Origin of the sequence: Erwinia aphidicola (genome assembly GCF_014773485.1) — a bacterium.
Lineage (GTDB): Bacteria > Pseudomonadota > Gammaproteobacteria > Enterobacterales > Enterobacteriaceae > Erwinia > Erwinia aphidicola.
In genome coordinates, this window is sequence record NZ_JACXBP010000005.1 from 349,123 (window position 1) to 373,152 (window position 24,030).

The 24,030-nt window shown below is 51.9% G+C and carries 23 protein-coding genes; 16 read left to right on the plus strand and 7 right to left on the minus strand.

The window, feature by feature from the left end:
* Positions 1 to 89: 89 nt before the first annotated feature.
* Positions 90 to 1,364 (minus strand): ATP-dependent protease ATP-binding subunit ClpX, encoded by a 1,275-nt coding sequence (gene clpX / locus ID864_RS14550; RefSeq protein ID WP_048916932.1) that lies wholly within the window; start codon positions 1,362 to 1,364, stop codon positions 90 to 92.
* 306 nt (positions 1,365 to 1,670) lie between these two features.
* Between clpX (ID864_RS14550) and ID864_RS14555 the strand changes: the two genes are divergently transcribed.
* Complete coding sequence (locus tag ID864_RS14555; RefSeq protein WP_048916933.1) at positions 1,671 to 2,264, plus strand: ATP-dependent Clp protease proteolytic subunit; 594 nt, start codon at positions 1,671 to 1,673, stop codon at positions 2,262 to 2,264.
* A 71-nt stretch (positions 2,265 to 2,335) separates the two neighbouring features.
* On the opposite strand, the gene clpX (ID864_RS14560) is transcribed toward ID864_RS14555, so the two are convergent.
* From clpX (ID864_RS14560) to tig, 3 genes are all read right to left on the minus strand, one after another.
* Positions 2,336 to 3,610, minus strand: coding sequence for an ATP-dependent protease ATP-binding subunit ClpX (gene clpX, locus ID864_RS14560; protein ID WP_099754980.1), 1,275 nt, complete (start codon positions 3,608 to 3,610; stop codon positions 2,336 to 2,338).
* Positions 3,611 to 3,719: 109 nt separating this feature from the next.
* Positions 3,720 to 4,343 carry an ATP-dependent Clp endopeptidase proteolytic subunit ClpP gene (clpP, locus tag ID864_RS14565; RefSeq protein WP_048916936.1) on the minus strand — a complete coding sequence of 208 codons (624 nt, stop codon included), beginning with the start codon at positions 4,341 to 4,343 and terminating at the stop codon, positions 3,720 to 3,722.
* Positions 4,344 to 4,674: 331 nt separating this feature from the next.
* Positions 4,675 to 5,979 carry a trigger factor gene (gene tig / locus ID864_RS14570; RefSeq protein WP_048916937.1) on the minus strand — a complete coding sequence of 435 codons (1,305 nt, stop codon included), beginning with the start codon at positions 5,977 to 5,979 and terminating at the stop codon, positions 4,675 to 4,677.
* Positions 5,980 to 6,731: 752 nt separating this feature from the next.
* Between tig and ID864_RS14575 the strand changes: the two genes are divergently transcribed.
* The 3 genes from ID864_RS14575 (at position 6,732) to ID864_RS14585 (ending at position 9,070) form a co-directional block, all read left to right on the plus strand.
* The gene (locus ID864_RS14575; RefSeq protein WP_099754978.1) at positions 6,732 to 7,259 is read left to right on the plus strand and encodes a DUF2975 domain-containing protein; all 528 of its coding nucleotides are present in this window, start codon (positions 6,732 to 6,734) and stop codon (positions 7,257 to 7,259) included.
* 1 nt (position 7,260) lies between these two features.
* A complete protein-coding gene (locus ID864_RS14580; protein WP_062818370.1) occupies positions 7,261 to 7,467 on the plus strand; it encodes a helix-turn-helix domain-containing protein in 207 nt (68 codons plus the stop codon).
* A gap of 235 nt (positions 7,468 to 7,702) precedes the next feature.
* Positions 7,703 to 9,070, plus strand: a complete 1,368-nt coding sequence (locus ID864_RS14585; RefSeq protein WP_191149985.1) for a hypothetical protein — start codon at positions 7,703 to 7,705, stop codon at positions 9,068 to 9,070.
* Positions 9,071 to 9,438: 368 nt separating this feature from the next.
* Here the strand turns inward: ID864_RS14585 and bolA are convergent, their stop codons facing one another.
* Positions 9,439 to 9,753: a transcriptional regulator BolA gene (gene bolA / locus ID864_RS14590; protein ID WP_048916941.1), complete on the minus strand. Its 315-nt coding sequence runs from the start codon at positions 9,751 to 9,753 to the stop codon at positions 9,439 to 9,441.
* Positions 9,754 to 10,041: 288 nt separating this feature from the next.
* On the opposite strand from bolA, the gene ID864_RS14595 reads away from it, so the two are divergent.
* The 8 genes from ID864_RS14595 to ID864_RS14630 all read left to right on the plus strand — a co-directional run bounded on the left by ID864_RS14595 (position 10,042) and on the right by ID864_RS14630 (position 18,972).
* Positions 10,042 to 10,620 carry a lipoprotein gene (locus ID864_RS14595; protein WP_048916942.1) on the plus strand — a complete coding sequence of 193 codons (579 nt, stop codon included), beginning with the start codon at positions 10,042 to 10,044 and terminating at the stop codon, positions 10,618 to 10,620.
* Positions 10,621 to 10,664: 44 nt separating this feature from the next.
* On the plus strand, positions 10,665 to 12,152 hold the full coding sequence (gene ampG, locus ID864_RS14600) for a muropeptide MFS transporter AmpG (RefSeq protein ID WP_048916943.1): 1,488 nt from the start codon (positions 10,665 to 10,667) through the stop codon (positions 12,150 to 12,152).
* A gap of 523 nt (positions 12,153 to 12,675) precedes the next feature.
* The gene (gene cyoA, locus ID864_RS14605; protein ID WP_048916944.1) at positions 12,676 to 13,614 is read left to right on the plus strand and encodes a cytochrome o ubiquinol oxidase subunit II; all 939 of its coding nucleotides are present in this window, start codon (positions 12,676 to 12,678) and stop codon (positions 13,612 to 13,614) included.
* 4 nt (positions 13,615 to 13,618) lie between these two features.
* The gene (gene cyoB, locus ID864_RS14610) at positions 13,619 to 15,610 is read left to right on the plus strand and encodes a cytochrome o ubiquinol oxidase subunit I (protein WP_048916945.1); all 1,992 of its coding nucleotides are present in this window, start codon (positions 13,619 to 13,621) and stop codon (positions 15,608 to 15,610) included.
* Complete coding sequence (locus tag ID864_RS14615) at positions 15,600 to 16,214, plus strand: cytochrome o ubiquinol oxidase subunit III (protein WP_048916946.1); 615 nt, start codon at positions 15,600 to 15,602, stop codon at positions 16,212 to 16,214. Before cyoB ends, ID864_RS14615 begins: the two co-directional genes overlap by 11 nt.
* Positions 16,214 to 16,543, plus strand: a complete 330-nt coding sequence (locus ID864_RS14620; RefSeq protein WP_004156287.1) for a cytochrome o ubiquinol oxidase subunit IV — start codon at positions 16,214 to 16,216, stop codon at positions 16,541 to 16,543. The genes ID864_RS14615 and ID864_RS14620 overlap by 1 nt, the downstream gene beginning before the upstream one ends.
* Positions 16,544 to 16,556: 13 nt before the next feature.
* Complete coding sequence (gene cyoE, locus ID864_RS14625; protein ID WP_048916947.1) at positions 16,557 to 17,444, plus strand: heme o synthase; 888 nt, start codon at positions 16,557 to 16,559, stop codon at positions 17,442 to 17,444.
* Between the two features lie 160 nt (positions 17,445 to 17,604).
* Positions 17,605 to 18,972, plus strand: coding sequence for an MFS transporter (locus ID864_RS14630; protein ID WP_191149986.1), 1,368 nt, complete (start codon positions 17,605 to 17,607; stop codon positions 18,970 to 18,972).
* A 60-nt stretch (positions 18,973 to 19,032) separates the two neighbouring features.
* On the opposite strand, the gene ID864_RS14635 is transcribed toward ID864_RS14630, so the two are convergent.
* On the minus strand, positions 19,033 to 19,524 hold the full coding sequence (locus ID864_RS14635; RefSeq protein WP_048916949.1) for a YajQ family cyclic di-GMP-binding protein: 492 nt from the start codon (positions 19,522 to 19,524) through the stop codon (positions 19,033 to 19,035).
* A 137-nt stretch (positions 19,525 to 19,661) separates the two neighbouring features.
* On the opposite strand from ID864_RS14635, the gene panE reads away from it, so the two are divergent.
* Positions 19,662 to 20,582 (plus strand): 2-dehydropantoate 2-reductase, encoded by a 921-nt coding sequence (gene panE / locus ID864_RS14640; protein WP_191149987.1) that lies wholly within the window; start codon positions 19,662 to 19,664, stop codon positions 20,580 to 20,582.
* Positions 20,536 to 21,132 (plus strand): protein deglycase YajL, encoded by a 597-nt coding sequence (gene yajL / locus ID864_RS14645; protein WP_048916951.1) that lies wholly within the window; start codon positions 20,536 to 20,538, stop codon positions 21,130 to 21,132. Before panE ends, yajL begins: the two co-directional genes overlap by 47 nt.
* Positions 21,133 to 21,188: 56 nt before the next feature.
* On the opposite strand, the gene thiI is transcribed toward yajL, so the two are convergent.
* Positions 21,189 to 22,637 carry a tRNA uracil 4-sulfurtransferase ThiI gene (thiI, locus tag ID864_RS14650; RefSeq protein ID WP_191149988.1) on the minus strand — a complete coding sequence of 483 codons (1,449 nt, stop codon included), beginning with the start codon at positions 22,635 to 22,637 and terminating at the stop codon, positions 21,189 to 21,191.
* 245 nt (positions 22,638 to 22,882) lie between these two features.
* Here thiI and xseB point away from each other — a divergent pair, with 245 nt between their 5' ends.
* Together xseB and ispA are read left to right on the plus strand one after the other, a co-directional pair.
* The gene (xseB, locus tag ID864_RS14655) at positions 22,883 to 23,125 is read left to right on the plus strand and encodes an exodeoxyribonuclease VII small subunit (protein WP_048916953.1); all 243 of its coding nucleotides are present in this window, start codon (positions 22,883 to 22,885) and stop codon (positions 23,123 to 23,125) included.
* Positions 23,125 to 24,024 (plus strand): (2E,6E)-farnesyl diphosphate synthase, encoded by a 900-nt coding sequence (ispA, locus tag ID864_RS14660; RefSeq protein ID WP_191150010.1) that lies wholly within the window; start codon positions 23,125 to 23,127, stop codon positions 24,022 to 24,024. The genes xseB and ispA overlap by 1 nt, the downstream gene beginning before the upstream one ends.
* Positions 24,025 to 24,030: the final 6 nt, after the last annotated feature.

Sequence of the window (24,030 nt, forward strand, 5' to 3'; positions counted from 1 at the left end):
GGAATAGATTCAATGTTGGGGTAACGAGAAAAGCAAAAGGGGGAACATTTTCCCCCTTTTAAGATAACTGACTGGATTGATTTGGTTATTTATTCGCCAGAAGCCTGCTGCGCTTCCGGTTTTCCATAAATCAACATCGGCTGGCTTTCACCGGCGATCACCGATTCATCAATTACCACCTTCTCGACGTCGTCAATCGACGGCAGATCGTACATGGTATCCAGCAGCGCGCCTTCCACGATTGAACGCAGGCCGCGCGCGCCGGTTTTGCGCGACATCGCCTTTTTAGCGATCGCCGTCAGCGCTTCATCACGGAACTCCAGCTCCACGCCTTCCAGATTAAACAGCGCCTGATACTGCTTGGTCAGCGCGTTTTTCGGCTCGCGCAGGATCTGGATCAGCGCGTCTTCACTCAGCTCGGTCAGCGTCGCCACCACCGGCAGACGGCCGATGAACTCCGGGATCAGACCAAACTTGATCAAATCTTCCGGCTCCACCTGCGCCAGCAGCTCGCCTTCGGTGGCTTTCTCTGACTTGCCCTTCACCGAGGCGCCAAAGCCAATCCCGGTGCCGGTATCCACGCGCTGCGACACCACTTTGTCCAGGCCGGCAAACGCCCCGCCGCAGATAAACAGAATTTTCGAGGTATCAACCTGTAAAAACTCCTGCTGCGGATGCTTACGCCCGCCCTGCGGAGGAACCGCCGCCACCGTGCCTTCGATCAGCTTCAGCAGCGCCTGCTGCACGCCTTCGCCGGAGACATCGCGGGTAATCGACGGGTTGTCAGATTTACGCGAAATCTTGTCAATTTCATCGATGTAAACAATGCCGCGCTGCGCTTTCTGCACGTCGTAGTCGCACTTCTGCAGCAGCTTCTGAATGATGTTTTCCACATCCTCGCCCACGTAACCCGCTTCGGTCAGCGTGGTGGCATCCGCCATGGTAAACGGCACGTCCAGCAGGCGCGCCAGCGTTTCCGCCAGCAGGGTTTTACCGCTACCGGTCGGGCCGATCAGCAGAATGTTACTTTTGCCCAGCTCAATACCGTTGCTGGTGTCGCCGTTGCGCAGGCGCTTGTAGTGGTTATACACCGCCACCGACAGCACCTTTTTCGCCCGCTCCTGGCCGATAACGTAATCGTCAAGGTGGTGGCGGATCTCATGCGGCGTAGGCAGGGAGTTACGCTCACGGTGCGGCGCAACCTCTTTAATCTCTTCACGGATGATGTCGTTACATAAGTCGACGCATTCATCGCAGATATAGACTGACGGGCCGGCAATCAGCTTACGCACTTCATGCTGGCTTTTGCCGCAAAAAGAGCAGTACAGCAGCTTCCCTGAACCGTCTTTGCGCTTCTCTGTCATCAGTTAACCTCATGCCTTATCAACAGACCTGAAGTGGGCTGTCTCATTTATGCGTATCAGCCCTTAATATAGCCCATTTCCCCCGACCAATGGCAGTAAAACTCCATAACACCGGGTTAAAGGTGCACAGGATAGTGCGCAGAGCGCGACTGTACTAAAAGTGAGCAAGGGGCTGAACATGATGCCAGATTTCGATTTAACATGCTGTTTTAGATAAGAAATAGGGGTCAATGTTACTGTTGATTTAGCTGATAATTGGATTATGCTAAACTCTGGTCACTTATGATAATCCGATGGAGTGTAAACATGCCGCAAGAGCCAGAGAAAGAAGAAACCGGCCAGGAAGAGAAGAGTTCAGCGCTGGCAGTCAATAAACTGCTGCAGTCACGCTCTATTATCATTTCCGGTGAGATTAATCAGGCACTTGCCGAGAAAGTTACCGCTCAGCTGCTGATCCTGCAGGAAATGGGCGATGAGCCGATCAAGCTGTTCATCAACAGCCAGGGCGGTCACGTCGAAGCGGGTGATACCATCCACGACATGATCAAATTCGTTAAGCCGAAAGTGATGGTTATCGGTACCGGCTGGGTCGCCAGCGCTGGGATCACCATCTTCCTTGCTGCCGAGAAAAATGACCGCTACTCGCTCCCTAATACTCGCTTTATGATCCACCAGCCGTTGGGCGGCGTGCGCGGTAAGGTTTCAGACATTGAAATCGAGGCCAAAGAGCTGCTGCGCGCCCGTGAGCGTATTAATAAGCTGATCAGCAATGCAACCGGTCAGCCGCTGGAGAAAGTCGAGAAAGACACCGACAGCAACTACTGGATGAGTCCGCAGCAGGCCGTTGATTACGGTATTGCTACTCACGTTGTCAGTAGCTGGGATGAACTCGAAGCCTGATTTACGTGCTCCGGGGATAAAAAACGGCCCGTATGTTTATACGGGCCGTTTTTATTTGCCTCGCTCGCCGCTTATTCGCCGGAAGCCTGCTGGGTTTCGTGCTGACCGTAGATCACCTTAGGCTCACTATCACCTTCGATAACCTGAGCATCCACCACCACTTTCTCGACGTCGTCCAGCGACGGCAGATCGTACATGGTATTCAGCAGTGCCGCTTCCACGATTGAACGCAGGCCGCGCGCGCCGGTTTTGCGCGACATCGCTTTCTTAGCAATCGCCGTCAGCGCATCCTCACGGAACTCCAGCTCCACGCCTTCCAGGTTAAACAGCGCCTGGTACTGCTTGGTCAGCGCGTTTTTCGGCTCGCGCAGGATCTGGATCAGCGCGTCTTCACTCAGCTCGGTCAGCGTTGCCACCACCGGCAGACGGCCGATGAACTCCGGGATCAGACCAAACTTGATCAAATCTTCCGGCTCCACCTGGGCCAGCAGCTCGCCTTCGGTGGCTTTCTCTGACTTGCCCTTCACCGAGGCGCCAAAGCCAATCCCGGTGCCGGTATCCACGCGCTGCGACACCACTTTGTCCAGGCCGGCAAACGCCCCGCCACAGATAAACAGAATTTTCGAGGTATCAACCTGTAAAAACTCCTGCTGCGGATGCTTACGCCCGCCCTGCGGAGGAACCGCCGCCACCGTGCCTTCGATCAGCTTCAGCAGCGCCTGCTGCACGCCTTCGCCGGAGACATCGCGGGTAATCGACGGGTTGTCAGATTTACGCGAAATCTTGTCAATTTCATCGATGTAAACAATGCCGCGCTGCGCTTTCTGCACGTCGTAATCGCACTTCTGCAGCAGCTTCTGAATGATGTTTTCCACATCCTCGCCCACGTAACCCGCTTCGGTCAGCGTGGTGGCATCCGCCATGGTGAACGGCACGTCCAGCAGGCGCGCCAGCGTTTCCGCCAGCAGGGTTTTACCGCTACCGGTCGGGCCGATCAGCAGAATATTACTTTTGCCCAGCTCAATACCGTTGCTGGTGTCGCCGTTGCGCAGGCGCTTGTAGTGGTTATACACCGCCACCGACAGCACCTTTTTCGCCCGCTCCTGGCCGATAACGTAATCGTCAAGGTGGTGGCGGATCTCATGCGGCGTAGGCAGCGAGTTGCGATCGCGGTGCGGCGCAACCTCTTTAATCTCTTCGCGGATGATGTCGTTACATAAGTCGACGCATTCATCGCAGACATACACTGACGGGCCGGCAATCAGCTTACGCACTTCATGCTGGCTTTTGCCGCAAAAAGAGCAGTACAGCAGCTTCCCTGAACCGTCTTTGCGTTTATCGGTCATTTACTTTCCCCTCATTGTCACACTCACCTTCCCACGTGGGGTCAGCTTCGCAGGCCGCCACCTGAACGGCCTGCAGAGGCAACGGCACTATGTCACAACAACATGTTAATCAGTTACGCTGGGACAACACGGAATCCACTAAGCCGTACTCTACGGATTCGCTCGCCGACAGGAAACGGTCGCGATTGGTATCGCGCTCGATCGTTTCAATCGTCTGACCCGTATGTTTCGCCATGAGTTCATTCATCATGTGCTTGGTTTTGATAATTTCACGCGCATGGATATCAATATCAGATGCCTGGCCCTGGAAACCGCCCAGTGGCTGGTGGATCATCACGCGTGAATTTGGCAGGCAGTAACGCTTACCTTTCGCCCCTGCGGTCAGCAGAAATGCTCCCATGGAGCAAGCCTGGCCCATACAGATGGTGCTGACATCAGGTTTAATAAACTGCATGGTGTCGTAAATCGACATCCCTGCGGTGATCACGCCACCAGGAGAGTTAATATACAGGTGGATGTCTTTTTCTGGATTCTCCGCTTCCAGAAACAGCATCTGTGCGACGATCAGGTTGGCCATGTGGTCTTCAACCTGGCCAGTCAGGAAAATAATGCGCTCTTTCAGCAGGCGCGAGTAGATGTCGTATGAACGCTCTCCGCGAGAAGTTTGTTCAACCACCATTGGCACTAAAGCCATCTGAGGTGCAGTTAGTTCACGTTCGCCGCTGTATGACATTATCGTCTCCTGGATAAATTTCATTTGGCAACACTCTGTAGTGATATTACTTGAGAGCGATCAGGAACACTATGATTCCAGGCCTTACACCCGATGCCGCCCGGACAGTTATCGGGCTGGTGACTTCGTGGTTACGATTTGGGGATGATCCCCTGCTATTTCAAGCATAACAACGTTTTTATCAACTGCTAACCAGGAAAAGTAGCTTACGCGATAATTTGCAGATTAAATGAGCAAACAACCGTTAAAAGTAGTCGGATTTTTCCCTATAAATGACAAAAGCCCGCAACCGGGAGGTTGCGGGCTTCACGTCAACTTACAGATTTGATAATCAGGCCGGCTGGCTCTGGTTCATCAGTTCCTGGAAGTTAGTGGCTTTTTCAGTCACTTTCGCTTTTTCCAGCACGGCTTCAACAGCCTGCTCTTCCAGCGCGACATTACGCATGTTGTTCATCAGCTCGTTGTTCTTGCTGTAGAACTCGATGACTTCTGATGGATCTTCGTAAGCAGAAGCCATCTCTTCGATCATCGTTTTCACGCGCTCTTCGTCAGCTTTCAGCTCGTGGGTACGAATCACTTCACCCAACAGCAGGCCAACAACTACGCGGCGTTTTGCCTGCTCTTCGAACAGCTCGCGTGGCAGCTCAAGTGCCTGCGCTTCGTTGCCGCCAAAGCGCTGTGCAGCCTGGCGCTTCAGCACGTCGATTTCACCGTCGATCAGTGCAGCGGGAACGTCGATGTCGTTCGCTTTCACCAGACCATCGATTGCCTGAGTCTTCACGCGGTTACGCACAGCGCCTTTCAGCTCACGCTGCATGTTTTTACGCACTTCTGCACGCAGACCGTCGACAGAACCATCTTCAACGCCAAAGCGTTTGATGAACTCTTCGGTGAATTCTGGCAGCTCACGCTCTTCAACTTTCTTCAGCACGATTTCAAACTTCGCTGCTTTCCCTTTCAGGTTTTCAGCGTGGTAATCTTCCGGGAAGTTGACGTCGATAGTGAAGGTTTCGCCCGCTTTGTGGCCAACAACACCCTCTTCGAAGCCTGGGATCATACGACCCTGGCCCATCGCCAGTACGAAGTCAGACGCTTTGCCGCCTTCGAACTCTTCACCGTCTACAGAACCGGAGAAATCGATGGTTGCGCGGTCTTCAGCTGTCGCTGCTGCGTCGGTTTCTTTCCAGGTGGCCTGCTGCTTGCGCAGGGTGTCCAGCATGGTGTCAACGTCAGCATCAGTCACTTCAACAACCGGTTTTTCAACTTCGATTGCGTCCAGACCTTTCAGCTCAACTTCCGGATAAACTTCGAACTCTGCAGAGAAAGTGAAGTCTTCGCCGATTTTGTATTCGCCCGGCACATACTGAGGTGCGCCAGCCGGATTGATTTTTTCTTTGATGATCGCGTCAACAAAGTTGCGCTGCATCAGATCGCCCAGAACATCCTGGCGAACGGAAGCACCGTAACGCTGTGTCACTACGCTCATCGGCACTTTTCCTTTGCGGAAACCGTCGATGCGCACTTTCTTAGCTACGCTGACCAGCTCACTTTTCACCGCGTTCTCGATCACATCTTTATCAACGGTAATCGTTACGCGACGGCCCAGGCCCTGAGTTGTTTCTACTGAAACTTGCATCTTATTACCTCAAAAAATCACGTGCTCGGTCAACTTCAGACGCCGCCTGTGGTGAACACAGGCGGCGTCTAAGAACCGGGACGGTTTCTGGTGCCAGAACCGCATTCCCTGTTAACAGAAGCGTCCCGAAGACATTCCGGAAAAATAGACGCAGCATTATAGCGACAACGTCTAAGCGAGTCGAGGCTACACGCCCCTCCAAATCGCGCTACTTTTACCCTTTTTGTCGATATTGCGTCAGATAATACTGAGGACAAGGGGTTTTGGCGGCTATAAATGATAAATGCGGCCCGTAGACCTTTTCAGTCTGGTGGCAAAGTAGTGGCTGTAAGACCAGGACTTTGTTCTCAGCCAGTACAATTTCCGACCGATTACCATGATCAAACAACCCGCTCCACAGCAACCCCGTTTGAAATTATCGCCTTCCATAATGGGCCCTGAGACTATCGGGTGGATAAAATCGAAACCGCTATTGAATTCGAATGCATTAGCAATGCCGTAAACATCTCATTGTCCCGACAACCGTAGGCCTGCCTTCAAGCCGTCCATGTGGGGGAAGCAGCTCGGATCACTGTGGCTACCTGGTCACTTGGCTGGCCTTTAAAAATTATTGCTTTTCGATAATCCCCTGTTGACCAGTTATCGTTTATCGATAATAATGCTCTTACTGACCGGTTCAGTAACTCAAAATTATCGTAGGATATATTCAGCTCCGGACTGAATCTGAAAAGTTCTACCCGATAGAGGAAAAAATGATGCTGAGAAATCCTAAAGTTCTCTTTTGGTGCAGATTTATGGAAAGTACATTAACTCTTGGCTTGATATCGCTCCCACTGATAAGTCAGCTTTTAATCTGGGGCCCTTCAGATTTTGAAATGATGGATTTCACTGGCACCATATACCCTTTGCATGATGTCCCATCAGATATTCATCCTGACAAGTTATCTCTGGCAATACAAAGTGCGATCAGCGATTTAATCATTTGTGTAATGCTGTGGCAGTTTCACCAGGTATTCAAAAGCATCAGAATGGCCGTAGTTTTCGGAAATAAACAGGTACAAAGGATTAAAGTAACGGGTGTCTGCTTTATCGCACTATCGATATACTCTTTAATTAGTGACCTTTTATTATCGCTTATGTACACCAGCACTCAAATGTTTTCATACACTATTGAATTCAATAACATGGTATATTTACCAATTGGCGCTGGACTTCTAATTTTGAGTCATGTTTTAAGACTGGCAAGCGACATTGAAGCAGAACAAGAGTTGGTGATTTAGCATGCCTGTCGTCATACATCTGGATAAACTTTTGAAAGAAAGGAAAATGACCGCAAAGGAGCTAGCTAATGCGATAGATATCACAGAGGCAAACTTATCTATCCTGAAAAGCGGCAAAGCAAAAGCCATACGATTCACTACCTTAGAATCAATATGCGAGGTACTTGATTGCCAACCTGGTGACATTATTAAATACGATAAAACTTAATTGATACGCTAAGAGTTATTCGAGTGCAGGAAAGCGATAAAAGAGACTCCCGATACATTTATTTATTCGTGTGACACTTTACAGCTAACTATCCTGCACTAGAAAACCAAGGATATAGTTATCTATCTTTACACCCCAAAACTCCAGGGGCGGTTAACCCATAACCAAAACCAACTATAAAGCATAAGAACATTAACTTACCTCTACTTCCAATCGATATTAAAATGGTGAAACAATGAAATTATTTTCAATAATAACCACTTCATTAATCGTTATTTTTTCATCATCAACCTCACAGGCAAAAGTAAATTTAAAAAATGAAGCATATGTAGAATCCATTTTTTCAGCCACCCGAAAGGCATGGCCAGCTCTGGAGAAGGTATGGGAAACTGACATATTTAGAAAACTCAGACTGGTTGTTGCCGATGACAAAAATGCCTGGGCCATCGACAGCCAGACTCTTATTAAAATCCCTTACAGCGAAATTCAGCGGCGAAACTTATCCATAGAGTATATGCATTATCAGATAATTCAGTGGCCTGATGGTCGGCCGACACTGTATGTGAGTTTGGGAACTAAACTGCCATATGAAGAGGAGCTCCGCCTTCAGAACGAGAAAAATCCCGTGCCAGAAATTTTCAACGTCGCAACTCATGAAGCTTTTCATTTTTTTGTGCAAGATGAGACATGGAAAAGAACCGGGTCAGATAATGTTTCTCGGGCAACCCCCTTCCCGGTTCAGGCCGCAGGGCGATATTACCGTAACAGCATCATACGGGCATTATACGCGGCACTCGACGGGACTGAAAACTCGCTGGGCCACGCAAGATATTGGTTTGATCTGTGGAAAGAACTTTACCCCGAGGATGCAAGGAGAATACGTCAAACAGATATTAACGAAGGCAGTGCGAAATATATTGAAATCATTGCGGAGATTATTTCACAAGGCAGTAATATAGACACCTTAGAGTTTCGACATGCGTTTACCAGAAAAATGAAAGATGATGCCACTCTCATACACACGCAATCTGATACAGAAAGTTATGCGATTGGCGCATTATCGGGATTTATTCTTAATATGAAAGAAAGGGAATGGCAATCACGTGTTGCCCAGGGAACCCCGCCCCTGGATATCCTTCTGGAAAATGTCCCCCCTGTTGTACAACAAAGGGACAGAGAAATCGGAATAATGTTGCGTAAAAAAATAAATGAAATTAATAGCACGCTGGCCTCTGCAATTGATAGATTTGAACAAGCGTACCATTATCGAGGAGCAACAAGAATCTTAATTTGTTCAAGTTTATCAGGAAGTTACTCAATCAGCCATGGCTTTTTCCGTTCCAAAAAGATCCCTTATGACCTTATGGTGGGATTAGATTCATCAGCGACCTGGCCCGGTGGAAGTTACAGTTTACAGCAGGTCGTAGCGGCTGAAATTAATAACCCCTCAGTTTGCAACGATACCGGTGGGTTAATGGTTATTTATCCAGGAAGAATTCCGCCTGCCAAAGATGGACGATTGATATTAAATACGAATAAAATATCGCTTAACATTCCTTACCCTGAGAATATTGATACTAAGCGAGAAATTCAATTGCCGTAATGACATTTTAAAGATCGTTGGATACATAAAAACCCATCAAGGTGATTTTATTGTAATAGGTAAAACTGGCCATACGTTACGCAAAAAAAGTATCTGTTTACTGACTCTTCTGGCGCAAGGATCGCCGTTATTTTATTCGTCCTGTAGTCACCTGTTGTCTATTAAGGCTAGAGAATACCGCTTTGCGTTCGGTCTGCTGTATCTACCACGGCAACTTAAAGGAAAGAAAAATCGTCGCCAGAAGAGGATGTAAAAATATCGCGATCAGGATCTGCGCTCGCGACATAAAAGAAACCCCACGAATAAACGTGGGGTTCATCTGTAGTCTGAAACGGACCCGTAGGCCGTTTTCTGTGAGTGCGCTTAATTTACGCCAGGGTTCCGGCGCCACGGCAGTTCGGTGAGGCGGGTACGGTATCCTGTAACCCCTCCCACTCCTTCAAGGTGTAGCTGTGTAATGCCAGTGCATGCACGCTGCCCGCCAGCTCCTCAGACAACACGCCATAAATAGCGCGATGCCGCGTGAGGAAACGCTGATCGACAAAGCTGTCGCTAACGATCACGACTTTGAAATGACTCTCTGCACCCGCCGGCACGTTATGGCGGTAGCTTTCATCATGCACTTCAAGGTGCACCGGCGAAAACGCCGTACGTAACTTTTCTTCTATTTGTTCGCGGATCATACCTGAACTCCTCTGATGCAGAGAACTACGCCCCATCCCTTTAAATCGTAGTCTGTTTTTAGCTAAAACTGGCCCGTTTTACTGAATTTTTCCCACCATGGCAGATAACTCTGACGGCACAAAGAAACCTAACGCGGTTCCGAAGGTCAAAGCGTCACGCGTTCAGATGTCTGAAAAATCCGCAACGCGATGAATTTACGCGCTATCAGGGCTTCCACTGGCTACTGGCGATGTTATGATGACCGCAGTTTTGTCAGCAATACTACTCACGTTATCGAGAAAATAAGCATGTTAAAAAAATTATTTTTCCCTCTGCTGGCCGCATTTATTCTGGCTGGCTGTGCGAGTAACAGCAATACGCTTGATGTAGCACCAAAAATTCAGCTGCCGCAGCGCGACCCAAGCCTGATGGGCATCACCGTCAGCATCAACGGGGCCGATCAGCGCAGCGATCAGGCTCTGGCGAAGGTAAACCGCGACGGCCAGCTCATCACGTTGACGCCATCACGCGACCTGCGCTTCCTGCTGCAGGAAACGCTGGAGAAACAAATGACGGCCCGTGGTTATATGATCGGCCCTAACGGCGCGGTTGACCTGCAGATCGTGGTTAATGGTCTGTATGCCGATGTCACCGAGGGCAACGTGCGTTACAGCATCACGACCAAAGCGGATATCTCGATCATTGCCACCGCGAAAAACGGCAGCAAACAGGTCAAGAACTACCGTCAGACTAACAGCGTTGAAGGGGCCTTCTCCGCCACCAATCAGAAAATCACTAATGTCGTGAACCAGAGTCTGGGCGACGTGATTGCTGATATGGCGCAGGATACCAGCGTGAGCGAATTCATTAAGCAGAACGCGCGTTAATCCCCCCTGGCCCGGCAGGAAGCCGGGCCTGATTTAAGGTCCGTATGTCCAATCACTATCTGCAGATTTTCACCCGGCGCAATTCTGCCCTCCTTCTATTACTCGGTTTCGCCTCCGGCCTTCCGCTGGCTCTGACATCCGGTACGCTGCAGGCGTGGATGGCGGTGGAAAATGTCGATATCAAAACCATCGGCTTCTTTTCACTGGTCGGTCAGGCCTATGTCTTTAAGTTCCTCTGGTCCCCGCTGATGGACCGCTACACGCCGCCGTTTCTCGGGCGCAGGCGTGGATGGCTATTACTCACGCAGCTGCTGCTGATTGTCGGCATTGCGCTAATGGGCTTTATGCAGCCCTCACGTGACCTGACCATGCTGGCTGCGCTGGCGGTGCTGGTTGCGTTCTGCTCGGCCTCCCAGGATATCGTTTTTGATGCATGGAAAACCGACGTGCTCTCCGCTGTTGAACGCGGTAACGGTGCGGCCATCAGCGTGCTGGGCTACCGGCTGGCAATGCTGGTTTCTGGCGGTCTGGCGTTGTGGCTGGCAGACCGTTACCTCGGCTGGCAGGCGATCTGGTGGCTGATGGCAGCGATGATGGTGCCCGGCGTGATTGCCACGCTGCTGGCGAAAGAGCCAGACAGCAGCATTGCCCGGCCTAACACGCTGGAAGAAGCGGTCATTGCTCCCCTGCGCGATTTCTTTAACCGTAATAATGCGTGGCTTATCCTGTCGCTGATTGTGCTCTACAAGCTCGGGGATGCCTTTGCGGCCAGCCTGACGACTATCTTCCTGATCCGCGGCGTTGGCTTTGATGCCGGCGACGTTGGGCTGGTGAATAAAACGCTGGGGCTGATCGCGACCATTATTGGCGCACTGGCAGGCGGCGTGCTGATGCAGCGGCTCAGCCTGTTCCGTGCCCTGCTGCTGTTTGGCATTTTTCAGGCAGTTTCTAACCTCGGTTATTGGGTACTTTCAGTCACCGACAAACATCTCTACAGCATGGCTGTCGCAGTGTTTGTTGAAAACCTGTGCGGCGGAATGGGCACGGCGGCCTTTGTCGCTTTACTGATGACGCTGTGCAATAAGTCATTTTCCGCCACCCAGTTCGCGCTGCTCTCTGCTCTCTCTGCCGTCGGGCGGGTCTATGTCGGGCCGGTGGCAGGATGGTTTGTTGAAAGCTGGGGCTGGCCTACCTTCTATGCATTCTCGGTGATCGCTGCGCTACCCGGGCTGTTACTGCTGCTCGGGTGCCGAACCACGCTGGAATATGCGCAGAATAATGCTGATTTTCTGCCACGCACAGACTACCCTTCAGGGTATCGCTGGGCGGTGCGCGGGCTGATCGCCGGCTGCGCACTGCTGATCGCGTGGCTGCTGACGCTGGCGGTAAATGCACTGGGCTGGCTGACGTTACAGGGCATCAGTTCTGCTCTGTTTGAAGGCGGGATCGCGCTGTTGCTGGCGGGCATTGTCTGTGGGACCCTGCTTGACTTCCTCTCCCTGCGTAAAACGCACAGACGGTTAAATTTGTAGCGTTTTTTGCCTGAAGCGAGAATGTTAATAAAATTATCCGTACAACAATGAGTTAACAAACCCGGATCGGCCGTTGGCCATCCGGGCGCCAGCCCAGCGGAAACCCATCAGCGATACTGATAGCTTCGCCCGAATATTATTTTGCCTATTTATTAATTCGCTCAAAAAAAAATCGCGCTCATCCGGCCTGTCATTTTGAGGTATTAAAACCCGGTGAGTAATTATTTTAAGTTAATTTATATCGCTTAAATGATGCGTTTTTGTTAAATAATTGGTGCATTGAATGACTGGTTATAGCAGATACAATTTCTGTAGGGTTTTTTTCATCGGATTTTGTTATATTAGCGCCAACCCTTTGCCAGCATTCATATTTTGTCACCTCCGGCAACATATGTGACAGCGTTTGCAAAAGGTGTCAACACGCCGCTGACACAACCTGTTGCAGGTTTACAGTACTGAAACCTTCCCGTAAAATGCCGCCACACTTAAACGACAATAGAGCCCTTGTCATTGAGGTCGTTAAATGAGACTCAGGAAATACAATAAAAGTTTGGGGATTTTGTCATTAATCGCAAGCATGGTTTTGTTAAGTGGTTGTGATAGTGCGTTATTAAGTCCCAAAGGACAGGTTGCAATGGAGCAACGCTCGCTGATTTTGACGGCCTTTGGCCTGATGATGATCGTCGTTATTCCGGCAGTCTTAATGGCCATCGTGTTCGCCTGGAAATATCGGGCATCGAACACCAATGCAAAATACAGCCCTAACTGGTCCCACTCGAACAAAGTGGAAGCCGTGGTCTGGACTGTGCCGATCTTGATCATTGTCTTCCTTGGTATTCTGACGTGGAAATCAACCCACGCGCTGGAACCGAGCAAGCCACTGGCGTCGGATGCTAAGCCTGTAGTGATTGAAGTTGTGTCACTTGACTGGAAATGGTTGTTCATTTACCCAGAGCAGGGTATCGCTACCGTGAACCAGATTGCTTTCCCGGCTAACCGCCCGGTCAGCTTCAAGATTACTTCAAACACCGTAATGAACTCCTTCTTTATTCCAACCCTCGGTAGCCAGATTTACGCTATGGCGGGCATGCAAACTAAATTGCATCTGATTGCGAATGAAGCCGGCACTTTTGACGGTATCTCCTCCAACTTCAGTGGTCGTGGTTTCTCTGGTATGAAGTTCAAGGCGATTGCTACCCCTGACGAAGCGACTTTCGATCAGTGGGTTGCCAAAGCTAAGCAGTCTCCAGATACCCTCACTACGATGGATGATTTTAAAAAGCTGGCAGCGCCTAGCGAAAATCACCCGGTTGAATTCTTCTCAAGTGTTAAACCTGAACTGTTCCAGGACATCATTGGTCAGTTCAAGATGAATCACGGCGGAAGCATGGACATGTCACACGGCGAAGGCCATGAAGGCATGGATATGAGCAACACCGCTAAAGCGGGAGCCGAGGAATAATACGATGTTAGGAAAATTAACACTGGATGCAGTGCCGTATCATGAACCTATTATCATGGTTACGGTTGCCGCTATCATCCTGGGCGGTTTGGCGCTTGTCGCCGCTCTGACTTACTTCGGTAAGTGGAAATACCTGTGGACCGAGTGGCTGACCTCAGTTGACCATAAAAAACTCGGTATCATGTACATCATCATGGCTTTCGTCATGCTGCTGCGCGGCTTTGCCGATGCAGTAATGATGCGTACTCAGCAGGTACTCGCTTCTGCGGGTGAAGCTGGCATTCTGCCACCGCACCACTACGACCAGATCTTCACTGCCCACGGCGTGATTATGATCTTCTTCGTAGCGATGCCGTTTGTTGTTGGTCTGATGAACATCGCTGTTCCTCTGCAGATCGGCGCACGCGACGTGGCCTTCCCGTTCCTGAACAACCTGAGCTTCTGGTTCACGGCTGTCGGTGTGGTGCTGGTTAACCTGTCACTGGGCGTGGGCGAATTCGCTCAGACCGGCTGGCTGGCTTATCCACCACTTTCGGGGGCGGAATACAGTCCGGGGGTCGGTGTTGACTACTGGATATGGAGTCTACAGCTCTCCGGTATTGGTACGACCCTGACAGGTATCAACTTCTTCGTGACCATCATGAAGATGCGTGCGCCTGGCATGACTATGTTCAAAATGCCGGTGTTCACCTGGGCTTCCCTGTGTACTAACGTGCTGATCATCGCTGCGTTCCCGGTTCTGACCGTGACGTTGGCTCTGCTGACCCTTGACCGTTATCTTGGTTTCCATTTCTTTACCAATGATATGGGCGGCAACATGATGATGTACGTCAACCTGATTTGGGTTTGGGGTCATCCGGAAGTTTACATTCTGGTTCTGCCGGTCTTCGGTGTGTTCTCAGAAGTTGTTGCTACCTTCTCGAAAAAGCGTCTGTTTGGTTACACCTCACTGGTGTGGGCAACGGTGGTTATTACCGTACTGTCCTTCATCGTGTGGCTGCACCACTTCTTCACCATGGGTGCGGGTGCCAACGTCAACGCCTTCTTCGGTATTATGACGATGATCATCGCCATTCCTACCGGGGTTAAAATCTTTAACTGGCTGTTCACCATGTATCAGGGTCGCATTCAGATGCACTCCTGCATGCTGTGGACCATTGGCTTCCTGGTGACCTTCTCTGTAGGTGGTATGACCGGGGTTCTGCTGGCCGTGCCAGGTGCAGACTTCGTGCTGCACAACAGTCTGTTCCTGATTGCTCACTTCCATAACGTGATTATCGGTGGTGTTGTATTCGGTTGCTTTGCTGGTGTGACTTACTGGTTCCCGAAAGCATTCGGCTTCAAGCTGAATGAAACTTGGGGTATCCGTGCGTTTTGGTTCTGGATTATCGGCTTCTTCGTTGCCTTTATGCCGCTGTACGTACTGGGCTTCATGGGTATGACCCGTCGTATTAGTCAGGATATCGATCCACAGTTCCACCCGATGCTGGTTGTTGCGGCATGTGGTGCTGGCCTGATCGCCTGTGGTGTTATCTGCCAGATTACCCAGTTCTACGTTTCGGTCCGTGACCGTGAACAGCTGCGTGACCTGACCGGTGACCCGTGGGGTGCGCGTACCCTGGAGTGGGCAACCTCTTCACCACCGCCGTTCTATAACTTTGCTGTAGTACCTGAAATTCACGAGCGCGATGCGTTCTGGGAAATGAAGGAAAAAGGTGAAGCGTATAAGCAGCCGGCTCACTATGAAGAAATTCATATGCCGAAGAACAGCGGCGCTGGTGTGGTAATTGGTTTCTTCAGCGTACTCTTTGGTTTTGCAGCGATCTGGCATATCTGGTGGCTGGTAGGCCTGTCATTCCTGGGCATGATCGTGTCCTGGATCGTCAAGAGCTTTGACGAAGACGTGGATTACTACGTTCCTGTTGCTGAGATTCAAAAAATCGAGAATCAGCACTTTGACGAAATTAGCAAAGCAGGTCTGAAAAATGTCGACTGAAACTGTGACTAAACACCACGACGCCCATGCGGAGCATGGGCATCACGATGCAGGAGCCAATAAAGTCTTCGGCTTCTGGATCTACCTGATGAGTGACTGCATCATCTTCGCAACCCTGTTTGCGACCTATGGTGTGATGGTAAACAACACCGCGGGTGGCCCGGCAGGGAAAGATATCTTTGAACTGCCGTTCGTCCTGGTGGAAACCGCCCTGCTTCTGTTGAGCTCCATTACCTATGGTTTTGCAGTTATCAACATGAACAAAGAGCAGAAAGGTGCAGTTATCGGCTGGTTGGCGATGACGTTCCTGTTCGGCCTGGGCTTCATCGGTATGGAGATCTATGAATTCCATCACCTGATTAAAGAAGGTTTCGGCCCTGACCGTAGTGGCTTCCTGTCTGCCTTCTTTACGCTGGTAGGAACTCACGGTCTGCATGTGACGTCTGGTCTGATCTGGATGCTGGTGCTGATGTATCAGATTGCCACTCGTGGTCTTAACGCAACTAACCGTACCCGTATCATGTGCCTCAGCCTGTTCTGGCACTTCCTGGATGTGGTTTGGATCTGCGTATTCACCATTGTTTACCTGATGGGGGTTATGTAATGAGCCATCCTGCAACTGAACATGGCGCTTCTCATGGTAGCGTGAAGTCTTATATGATCGGCTTTATCCTGTCGATCATTCTGACCGGTATCCCATTCTGGATGGTGATGGACGGTGGCGCTTCTAAAGCCACTATCCTAGCTGTGGTTCTGGTATGTGCCGTAGTCCAGGTGCTGGTGCACCTGGTGTACTTCCTGCACCTGGACAGCAAGTCCGAGGGGGGCTGGAACCTGATTGCTATCGTGTTTGCAGCACTTATCATCCTGATTGTTGTTGTCGGCTCGCTATGGATCATGTGGAACCTCAACTACAACATGATGAGCCACTAACCGAGCTACTGTGATGATTAAGCAATACCTGCAAGTAACAAAACCAGGAATTATTTTCGGAAATTTAATTTCTGTCATCGGGGGATTTCTGCTGGCTTCGAAAGGCAGCATTGACTATGCCCTGTTTGTCTCCACCTTAGTCGGTGTTTCGCTGGTGGTCGCATCGGGTTGTGTTTATAACAACTTTATCGACCGTGATATCGACAAAAAAATGGAGAGGACCAAGAATCGGGTGCTGGTAAAAGGCCTTATCTCTCCGAAATTAAGCCTGGTTTATGCAACCGTTCTGGGTATTGCTGGCTTCGCGCTGTTGTATTTCGGAGCAAATCCGCTGGCGATGTGGCTGGCGGTGATGGGCTTTGTGGTTTATGTCGGCGTCTACAGCCTGTACATGAAGCGCAACTCCGTGTACGGCACGCTGATTGGTAGCCTGTCCGGCGCTGCGCCGCCGGTCATTGGCTACTGTGCCGTGACCAACCAGTTTGATGCTGGTGCGTTGATCCTGCTGGCTATCTTTAGCCTGTGGCAGATGCCGCATTCTTATGCGATAGCCATCTTCCGCTTTAAAGATTACCAGGCCGCTAACATCCCGGTTCTGCCGGTGGTGAAAGGTATCTCGGTGGCGAAAAACCATATTACGCTCTATATCCTGGCGTTTATGGTTGCCACGCTGATGCTGACGCTGGTGGGTTATGCGGGCTACAAATATCTGGTCGTGGCAGCCGCCGTGAGTGTCTGGTGGCTGGGGATGGCACTGTCAGGTTACAAAACTCAGAACGATCGTGTCTGGGCGCGTAAGCTGTTTGTGTTCTCGATTGTGGCCATCACTGCGCTAAGCGTGATGATGTCCATCGACTTTATGACCCCGGCGTCAAAAGACCTGCTGACGATGGTCAGATAACAGCACGAACCATCACTACTAAGGGCGCGATTTCGCGCCCTTTCTTTTTGTTACCACTGCTTAAAAAGTAATGTTTTACCCGCCCTCTCCTGCCACTTAAAATAGACAAAAATTACCCCAAAGATTTCCAGATGAAGGGTATCCCCGCATTGAGGTAGTAATGAACGATAATAAAATGACCCCGGTCGAGCTGCGTGCGACATGGGGTTTAGGAACGGTCTTTTCCCTGCGCATGCTGGGAATGTTTATGGTATTACCCGTTCTCACCACTTATGGCATGGCATTGCAGGGAGCAAGTGAAGCACTGATCGGACTGGCTATTGGCATCTACGGCTTAGCCCAGGCCATCTTTCAAATTCCATTCGGGCTGTTGTCCGACCGCATAGGTCGTAAGCCGCTCATCGTTGGCGGCCTGCTGATCTTTGTTATTGGCAGCGTGATTGCCGCGATGACCACCTCTATCTGGGGGGTGATCCTTGGCCGCGCACTGCAGGGATCCGGCGCCATTGCCGCTGCAGTGATGGCGCTGCTGTCCGACCTGACGCGCGAGCAGAACCGCACCAAAGCGATGGCGTTTATCGGCATCAGCTTCGGGATTACCTTTGCGATAGCGATGGTTCTTGGCCCGATTATCACCAACGCGCTGGGCCTGCATGCGCTGTTCTGGATGATTGCCCTGCTGGCAACTGCGGGCATTGTTATCACGCTGCTGGTGGTTCCCTCTGCCTCCAACCACGTGCTGAACCGTGAGTCCGGGATTGTGAAAGGCAGTATACGTGATGTGCTGGCCAACAGCCGTCTGGTCAAACTCAATATCGGCATCCTCTGCCTGCACATCCTGCTGATGTCGAGCTTCGTTGCCCTGCCCGGCCAGTTTGAGCAGGCCGGCCTGCCCGCCGCCGAGCACTGGAAAGTCTATCTGGTCACTATGCTGGTGGCCTTCGCCGCCGTACTGCCGTTTATCATCTACGCCGAAGTGAAACGCCGCATGAAGCGGGTATTTGTCGGCTGCGTGGCGCTGGTGCTGGTGGCTGAAGTGGTGCTGTGGGGCGCAGGTAACCATTTCTGGACGCTGGTGATTGGCGTTCAGCTGTTCTTTATCGGCTTTAACCTGATGGAAGCCATCCTGCCCTCGCTGGTCAGTAAAGAGTCCCCTCCGGGATACAAAGGGACGGCGATGGGTCTCTACTCCACCAGCCAGTTCCTTGGGGTGGCCATTGGCGGCAGCATGGGCGGCTGGGTGTACGGTCATATCGATGCACAAAGCGTGTTCCTGGTCGGGGCGCTGGTGGCGTTCGTCTGGCTGCTGGTGAGCCTGACTATGCAGGAACCGCCCTATGTCAGCAGCCTGCGCGTTACTTTGGAAGGAAGTTCGCTGGATAAAAGCGAGCTGGAGCGCCAGCTGAAGGCTCAGCCAGGCGTTTCCGCGGTGTTTATCGTGGCGGAAGAGAAAAGTGCCTACATCAAAATCGACAGCAAAGTGACCAACCGTGCCGAGATTGAGAAACTCATCGCGACAGCAGCTTAATTAACAGGCGGGCAGAAAGCAGGGGCCGATGGTTTTCCAACCGGCCCCTGGAAGTTAGAGTTAGTCGCGGAAGTTCTTGAACTGGAACGGCTGGCCCAGATCGGCTTTGCGCACAATCGCCATCGCACTCTGCAAATCATCACGTGATTTACCGGTGACGCGCAGTTCATCACCCTGAATCTGCGTCTGCACCTTCACTTTGCTGTCTTTAATCTGCTTCACCAGCTTTTTAGCGATGTCAGATTCGATGCCTTTTTTCATTTTGGCTTCGACACTCCAGCTTTTACCGCTGTGTACGATCTGCTCCGGCACATCAAGCGCTGCACCTTCGATGCCACGCTTCAGCAGCTTCTCGCGCAGAATGTCCACCAGCTGCTTAACCTGAAAATCAGATTCGCTCAGCACCTTGATGGATTCGTTCTTATCATTCAGCTCAAAGCTGGCTTCCACGCCGCGAAAGTCAAAGCGGGTAGCGATTTCACGGTTAGCAGTATCTACTGCGTTACGCACTTCCTGCATATCAATTTCAGAAACGATATCGAAAGATGGCATGATCTATTCTCCTGATACTAAAGTGACAGGCATAATACCTGCTTGCCGCGGGTAAATAAAATGACAGGCGCTGATAGCTATAATAATGAGCAGGCGGGCTGCACGGCAATGAACATAACCCGCACGCGGGAGGAACAATGAAAATTACCGTACTCGGATGCGGCGCTTTAGGGCAGATCTGGCTGGCTGCTCTTGATAAACAGGGACACGAGGTACAGGGCTGGCTGCGGGTTCCGCAACCTTACTGCTCGGTGAATGTGGTTGACCTTGACGGTCACACCGTCAACAAAACCTTTATTGCCAACGATCCGGCTTTTCTCGCCGCCAGCGAACTGCTGATTGTGACGCTTAAAGCCTGGCAGGTTTCTGAATCGGTTAAAAACCTGCAGGCTATTCTGCCGGAAAATTGCCCGGTGCTGCTGCTGCACAACGGTATGGGTACGTTGGATGAGTTGAGAAGCCTGCCCCAGCCGCTGCTGCGCGGCGTGACCACGCATGCGGCTAAGCGCGACGGCACGGTGATCGTCCATGTTGCTTCCGGCATTACTCATATTGGCCCAACATCGCCCGCGAGCGAAGCGATGAGCGATCTGGCAGAAATGCTGCATCTCGCCCTGCCCGACGTTGCGTGGCATAACAACGTGGCTTCCGCCGCGTGGCAGAAGCTGGAGGTTAACTGCGTGATAAACCCGCTCACAGTGCTGTACAACTGCACCAACGGCGAGCTGGCGCACAGGCGTGCGGAGATTGAGGCGCTGTGCGACGAAGTCGCCAGCGTGATGGAGCGTGAAGGTCAGCATATTTCACGCGAATGGCTGGTCGACTATGTCCTGGAAGTCATTCGCACCACCGCGGGTAATACCTCATCAATGCTGCAGGATATCCGCGCCCAGCGCCGCAGCGAAATCGACTATATCAACGGCTACGTCATCCGCCGCGCCCGTGCTCAGGGCATCGCCACGCCGGAAAACAACCGTCTTTATGAATTTATTAAACGAAAGGAACATGATTATGACCGCGAATCCATCGGTTCTGGTTTGCCTGGCACCTGGCAGTGAAGAGACAGAGGCCGTCACCACCATCGATTTGCTGGTCCGTGCCGGGCTGAGGGTGGTCACCGCCAGCGTTGCCGATGACGGCAGCTGCGAAATCGTCTGTTCACGCGGCGTGCGCCTGCTGGCCGACGCGCCGCTGGTTGAAGTTGCCGACGATGACTACGCCGCCATCGTGCTGCCCGGTGGCCTCAAAGGCGCCGAGTGTTTTCGCGACAGCCCGCTGCTGGTGGAGACCGTGCGCCAGTTCAACCTGGCAGGACGCATTGTTGCCGCGATCTGCGCTGCGCCCGGCACCGTACTGATCCCCCACAATCTGTTCCCGGTCGGCAATATGACCGGCTTTCCGGCTCTGAAAGAGACCATTCCGGAAGAGAAGTGGATGGACCGCCGCGTGGTATGGGACCGCCGCGTCAATCTGCTGACCAGCCAGGGGCCGGGCACGGCGATCGATTTCGCACTGAAGCTGATTGATTTAGTGGCAGGGAAAGAGAAAGCGCGTGAAGTGGCTGAACAGATGGTGCTGGCGGCGGGAATTTACGATTATCGCGATTAATGGCGCGAGGCCGGATTTGCATGCGGGCGGACCGAAAAAAGGTCCGCCCCTACAGGTTATGGGCGATAAACCTTGACGTTTTTGAAGCCCTGCTCGTGCAGATAGAGTGCCTGCAGGCGGCTCATCACCCCACGCTCACAGTACAGCAGCCAGGTTTTGCTCTGATCGAGGTCGCCAAACTGCGTACCCAGCTTGTAAAACGGCAGGGATTTAACCTCGACGCCGTCTACGCTCAGCGGGCGGGCTTCCTGCTCGTCGTTCGAGCGAATATCCAGCACCACATCGTTTTCCGCAAACGAAGCCACCGTTTCGACTTCCACCACTTCCTCTTCGGTTTTCTCTGCAATCTCGCGGATATCCACGTTAGTTGCCTGCTCAACCATGCGGTCGAGAATAGAGAAATCAAAGTTCTGCTCTTCGGCCTCAATTTTCGCCTTCACCGCTTTCACGGTCGGGCTTTTTGAAATCACGCCGCAGTATTCCGGCATGGTGCGGGCAAAATCTTCGGTGCCAATCTCACGCGCAATCTTAATGATGTGCTCTTTATCGTGGGAGATCAGCGGGCGCAGGATCAGGGTATCGCTGGCATTGTCGATCAGGCGCAGGTTAGTCAGCGTCTGGCTGGAGACCTGCCCCAGCGCTTCGCCTGTCACCAGTGCCTGCACGCCGTAACGCTCAGCAATTTGTGACGCGGCGCGCACCATCATACGCTTCAGCACCACGCCCATCTGGCCGTCATCCACTTTTTCCAGAATCTCACCGACTACCGGCTCAAAGTTGATAGCGACAAAGCGCACGCGGTGCGAGCTACCGTAGCGCTTCCACAGATAGTGGGCCACCTGACGAACGCCAATCTCATGAGCAGCACCGCCAAGGTTAAAGAAGCAGTAGTGCACACGACAGCCGCGGCGCATCAGCATATAGCTGGAAACCCCGGAGTCAAAGCCGCCAGAAATCAGCGACAGCACATCCTCCTGAGTACCGATCGGATAGCCGCCGATGCCTTCGTAACGTGCGGTCACCAGCACCAGCTTGTCATCTTCAATTTCAAGATTGACCGTCACTTCCGGGCGGTTGAGCTGCACCTGGGCGCTGGCCACGTGCTGATTTAGCCCGCCCCCCACATAGCGTTCCACGTCCTGCGAGCTGAACTCGTGCTTCCCGCGCCGCTTAACGCGCACGCAGAAGGTTTTGCCTTCAATGCGCTCGCGATTCATCTCCAGCACCTGCTCAAAGATATTATGCACATCGGTATACGGACGATCTTCTACCGCCAGCACATGATGGATACCGGGAATGCGCGTCAGCTCGGCGATAATCGCCGCACGCTGGCTTTCATCTTTTGCACGCACTTCAATGTTGTCCCAGTGGCGCACCACGGCAAGGGTTTCATCGAAAGGTTTTAGGACGTTGCGAATATTTCCGGTCAGGATTTTGATAAAACGCAGGCGAACTGACTGACTTTTAATCGTAATTTCAGGGAATAACTTAATGATAAACTTCATGGCGGTATATATTCGTCAGGTAATTAAGTGCTGAAAAGAGGGGCGCTTAACTGATAAAATCAGAGTCTTGCAACGGGCTTGCGCTCTTTGCATCCAGGAAAAACAGTATATCATCTTTGACCGGTGGCTGCTGCCGATATCACCCTTCCCCGCCGCGTGAAAAATGCAGGGGATATTTTGCTAATCATTTAGAGTCGGCTACCATGAGCGCTTGCTGATGAAAAATGATAAGTCAGGATCTAAAAATGCCGAAAAAAGCCGAACCGCCTGCCAGTTTTGAAACATCGCTACAGCAGCTGGAGCAGATCGTCACCCGTCTGGAAAGCGGCAACCTTCCGCTGGAAGAGGCGCTGAATGAGTTTGAGCGTGGTGTGCAGCTGGCACGTGCCGGGCAGCAGACGCTACAGCAGGCCGAGCAGCGGGTACAGATATTACTCAGCGATGATAAGAACGCCGAACTGACGCCTTTCACGCCGGAAAATGAGTGATGGATTTTAACCTGATCCTTAGCGCGCACTTTCAACGAGTTAATGCTGCGCTTCAGCGCTTTATCTCCGGGCAACCATTTCAGAGTTCTCCTCTGGTGAATGCCATGGAATATGGTGCATTATTAGGGGGTAAAAGGCTGCGCCCTTTCCTGGTTTACGCCACTGGCACCATGCTACATGCTGACGATGCAGCGCTGGATGCCCCGGCTGCTGCGGTTGAATGTGTTCATGCGTATTCCCTGATCCATGACGATTTACCGGCCATGGATGACGACAGCCTGCGGCGTGGCCAGCCCACCTGCCATATTAAGTTTGGCGAAGACACGGCGATTCTTGCCGGTGATGCCCTGCAGACTCTGGCTTTCTCCATCCTTGCCGATACCCCGATGCCAGGCGTCACGGCGGAGGCGCGTATTGCAATGCTGTCCGAACTGGCCCAGGCTAGCGGCGTAGCGGGCATGTGCGGAGGACAAGCACTGGACCTGGCCGCTGAAGGCCAGCAGGTTGATTTAGCCGCGCTGGAGCAGATCCACCGCCACAAAACCGGGGCATTAATCCGCTCGGCGGTGCGTCTCGGTGCATTAACCGCGGGCGAACGCGGGCGCGATGCCCTCCCTGCGCTTGACCGCTACGCCAACGCAATTGGCCTGGCTTTCCAGGTGCAGGACGATATTCTGGACGTTATTGGTGATACCGCCATTATCGGTAAGCGGCAGGGAGCCGATCAGCAGTTAGGCAAGAGTACCTACCCGGCCTTAATGGGGCTTGACAGTGCGAAGGCAAAAGCATGGGATCTGTATCAGGAATCCCTCAGCGCATTAGAAACGCTGGCCGCGCAGTCGTATGACACGACCCCACTGCGGGCGCTGGCAGGCTTTATAATTGAACGCGATAAATAACTTCCA

What these genes read in the sequence shown, in the direction of transcription:
- ID864_RS14630 (WP_191149986.1), top strand. Translation starts at nt 17,605, where the DNA reads ATGAACGATAATAAAATGACCCCGGTCGAGCTGCGTGCGACATGGGGT.
- clpX (WP_048916932.1), bottom strand. Translation starts at nt 1,364, where the DNA reads ATGACAGAGAAGCGCAAAGACGGTTCAGGGAAGCTGCTGTACTGCTCT.
- ID864_RS14615 (WP_048916946.1), top strand. Translation starts at nt 15,600, where the DNA reads ATGTCGACTGAAACTGTGACTAAACACCACGACGCCCATGCGGAGCAT.
- xseB (WP_048916953.1), top strand. Translation starts at nt 22,883, where the DNA reads ATGCCGAAAAAAGCCGAACCGCCTGCCAGTTTTGAAACATCGCTACAG.
- ID864_RS14555 (WP_048916933.1), top strand. Translation starts at nt 1,671, where the DNA reads ATGCCGCAAGAGCCAGAGAAAGAAGAAACCGGCCAGGAAGAGAAGAGT.
- bolA (WP_048916941.1), bottom strand. Translation starts at nt 9,753, where the DNA reads ATGATCCGCGAACAAATAGAAGAAAAGTTACGTACGGCGTTTTCGCCG.
- ispA (WP_191150010.1), top strand. Translation starts at nt 23,125, where the DNA reads ATGGATTTTAACCTGATCCTTAGCGCGCACTTTCAACGAGTTAATGCT.
- thiI (WP_191149988.1), bottom strand. Translation starts at nt 22,637, where the DNA reads ATGAAGTTTATCATTAAGTTATTCCCTGAAATTACGATTAAAAGTCAG.
- ID864_RS14595 (WP_048916942.1), top strand. Translation starts at nt 10,042, where the DNA reads ATGTTAAAAAAATTATTTTTCCCTCTGCTGGCCGCATTTATTCTGGCT.
- yajL (WP_048916951.1), top strand. Translation starts at nt 20,536, where the DNA reads ATGACCGCGAATCCATCGGTTCTGGTTTGCCTGGCACCTGGCAGTGAA.
- clpP (WP_048916936.1), bottom strand. Translation starts at nt 4,343, where the DNA reads ATGTCATACAGCGGCGAACGTGAACTAACTGCACCTCAGATGGCTTTA.
- cyoE (WP_048916947.1), top strand. Translation starts at nt 16,557, where the DNA reads ATGATTAAGCAATACCTGCAAGTAACAAAACCAGGAATTATTTTCGGA.
- panE (WP_191149987.1), top strand. Translation starts at nt 19,662, where the DNA reads ATGAAAATTACCGTACTCGGATGCGGCGCTTTAGGGCAGATCTGGCTG.
- ampG (WP_048916943.1), top strand. Translation starts at nt 10,665, where the DNA reads ATGTCCAATCACTATCTGCAGATTTTCACCCGGCGCAATTCTGCCCTC.
- ID864_RS14635 (WP_048916949.1), bottom strand. Translation starts at nt 19,524, where the DNA reads ATGCCATCTTTCGATATCGTTTCTGAAATTGATATGCAGGAAGTGCGT.
- ID864_RS14620 (WP_004156287.1), top strand. Translation starts at nt 16,214, where the DNA reads ATGAGCCATCCTGCAACTGAACATGGCGCTTCTCATGGTAGCGTGAAG.
- ID864_RS14585 (WP_191149985.1), top strand. Translation starts at nt 7,703, where the DNA reads ATGAAATTATTTTCAATAATAACCACTTCATTAATCGTTATTTTTTCA.
- ID864_RS14580 (WP_062818370.1), top strand. Translation starts at nt 7,261, where the DNA reads ATGCCTGTCGTCATACATCTGGATAAACTTTTGAAAGAAAGGAAAATG.
- tig (WP_048916937.1), bottom strand. Translation starts at nt 5,979, where the DNA reads ATGCAAGTTTCAGTAGAAACAACTCAGGGCCTGGGCCGTCGCGTAACG.
- cyoB (WP_048916945.1), top strand. Translation starts at nt 13,619, where the DNA reads ATGTTAGGAAAATTAACACTGGATGCAGTGCCGTATCATGAACCTATT.
- cyoA (WP_048916944.1), top strand. Translation starts at nt 12,676, where the DNA reads ATGAGACTCAGGAAATACAATAAAAGTTTGGGGATTTTGTCATTAATC.
- ID864_RS14575 (WP_099754978.1), top strand. Translation starts at nt 6,732, where the DNA reads ATGATGCTGAGAAATCCTAAAGTTCTCTTTTGGTGCAGATTTATGGAA.
- clpX (WP_099754980.1), bottom strand. Translation starts at nt 3,610, where the DNA reads ATGACCGATAAACGCAAAGACGGTTCAGGGAAGCTGCTGTACTGCTCT.